Origin of the sequence: Plesiomonas sp., assembly GCF_051650925.1 — a bacterium.
GTDB lineage: Bacteria > Pseudomonadota > Gammaproteobacteria > Enterobacterales > CAMTGL01 > Plesiomonas.
The window spans coordinates 1-1,948 of the sequence record NZ_JBOFRH010000484.1 but is presented as its reverse complement, the minus strand read 5'-3'; the positions used below and the strand labels follow the sequence as shown (position 1 = coordinate 1,948).

1 protein-coding gene and 1 pseudogene are annotated in these 1,948 nt (G+C 46.4%); one reads left to right on the top strand and one right to left on the bottom strand.

Annotation, left to right across the window (positions count from 1 at the left end; all coding sequences use genetic code 11):
- Window positions 1-303: 303 nt before the first annotated feature.
- Window positions 304-1,542, bottom strand: a complete 1,239-nt coding sequence (locus ACRC27_RS11785) for a DUF945 family protein (RefSeq protein ID WP_438639944.1) — start codon at window positions 1,540-1,542, stop codon at window positions 304-306.
- Between the two features lie 134 nt (window positions 1,543-1,676).
- On the opposite strand from ACRC27_RS11785, the pseudogene ACRC27_RS11780 reads away from it, so the two are divergent.
- Window positions 1,677-1,948, top strand: a pseudogene (locus ACRC27_RS11780) (carboxypeptidase M32); the annotation flags it as partial.

Sequence of the window (1,948 nt, the reverse complement as noted above, 5' to 3'; positions counted from 1 at the left end):
CCGGTCTTGAAAACCGGCGACGCGAAAGCGTTCGTGAGTTCGAATCTCACCTCCTCCGCCACTTTGGGTTCTAATCCTGCTTAATCTCTTGTTTAAATCCTTTCGCTTTATATTCCCAATAAATATCTATTATTCTAACTCTGTTTCACTCTATTTTTCTGTATTTATAGCCAACTGACATCATCATATCGTCAATACGAACACGGGCGTGCGGCTTAAAAATAGCCATAAAAAAACGCACCTCAGTATGCATTGATACCATAAGGTGCGCAGGTAAAGCGATAAACTGTTTTCGAATGGAAATCAGAACAACTGTGTTACTTCATTACCATTGACCGACAGCATGCCATCATGAATAGTCACCGCGGTATTGAGTTTACCCTCAGCTTGCGTTACCCAACCTTGGCTGGAGAATTGCAGTAACATCAGCAACATCTGGGGCTGCTTCATAAAGACTTTCTCATCAACACTCAGTTGCGCATCGGCAGTCAGTGGTAAAAGCAGTGCATCCCAGTCTGTCGGGGTTGCACGATCGGCAGGAAGTTGCATAACACCTTTGCCTTCAAGCGCACCCTCACCAATCTTGGCACTGAGTTTATTGATCGAAAGTGTCACACCTTTTCCTAGCAACTCAAGTAAGACCGCCTGAGCCTGCTGCTCTGTCATCTCTGTTTTACTGGCCGCACGCTGTAACGCTTGCTTATTCAACCCAGTAACGGTGGTATTGAGCACGACATCACTCACCGAAAAGTGTGTCGGTTTTTGCAGAGCATATTCACCCAATGTGACATCTAAACTAAAATCGAGGTTGTTACCGCTGTTTTTCTGATCAGTGATCACTTTCATATCACTGACCGACATCTGGCCTTGTGGTGTCTGGCTATTAATAGATTTAATAGCAATATTGTTCGTTCCAAACCACAAGCCATCTATCTGTTGCTGTGAGGCTTGTGCGTCTATCGCCCCGACCGTAAATGTTGTGCCTTCGGTACTGACTAATTCACCGCCCTGCCACTGACTGTTCCACGCTAAAGTTTCCTGCTGTGGGTTAAAAGTGACCGTGCCTGAGGCCGGTTGCAGCGTAATATGATTACCTGCATCTTTTGCTTCCACCAGCCCTAAAGAGAACTCACTGTTGACATTGCTGCCTAACGTGTAGGATGAGTGCATAGAAAACGGCAATGGCTTACCGCTGAGTTTTTCAATTTCCGCGACCACACCTTCAGACAGCAGACGGGTATCAGCCTGAATATGCAGTGGCCATAAAGTCACGGCATTATCTGCAACAATTTCAACCGGCCCGACAGCAGCATTTTGATCAGCACCGGCAGCCTGTGGCTCAACCACCCATTTCACGTTGATGTTACGGCTAAACAATGTGCGTGATGTTTCGGTGATCGTAACGGATTTATTATCCTGCAATTGTGTTTTGACCTGTGCCAATTGCTGATCAAACGTGTATGCCGTGTAGTATTGAAGCCCCCCTGCAACCGCAATTGCAGCCAAACTTAGCCCGATTACGGTTCCCTTTACATTTGCCATTCTGCTCTATCCTCAAGGATTGCTTAATGTGTTATACCATAGCATGATTTTATCTTGTATTAAGCCTCTGCGTACGTTTAAGCACGGGCAGTTATCATGTTTTATCCTGCTTAAAATCTGAAGGAATAACAATAATGACAACAGCATACCAAAATGCTGAAGCGGTATTTACCCGCCTACACCGCTTTGCTCATCTCAACGCAATATGCGGTTGGGATCAACACACCATGATGCCAACTCAGGGAAATACAGCACGCTCTGAAGCGTTGGCCGAGCTCGATGTATTGATGCATGAAACCCTCACCGCCCCTCAGGTTAACGAATGGCTGACACATGCCGAACAGGAAACACTGAACGATACGCAACGGGCAAATTTACGGGAGATGCGGCGTAGTTGGTTGGCGGC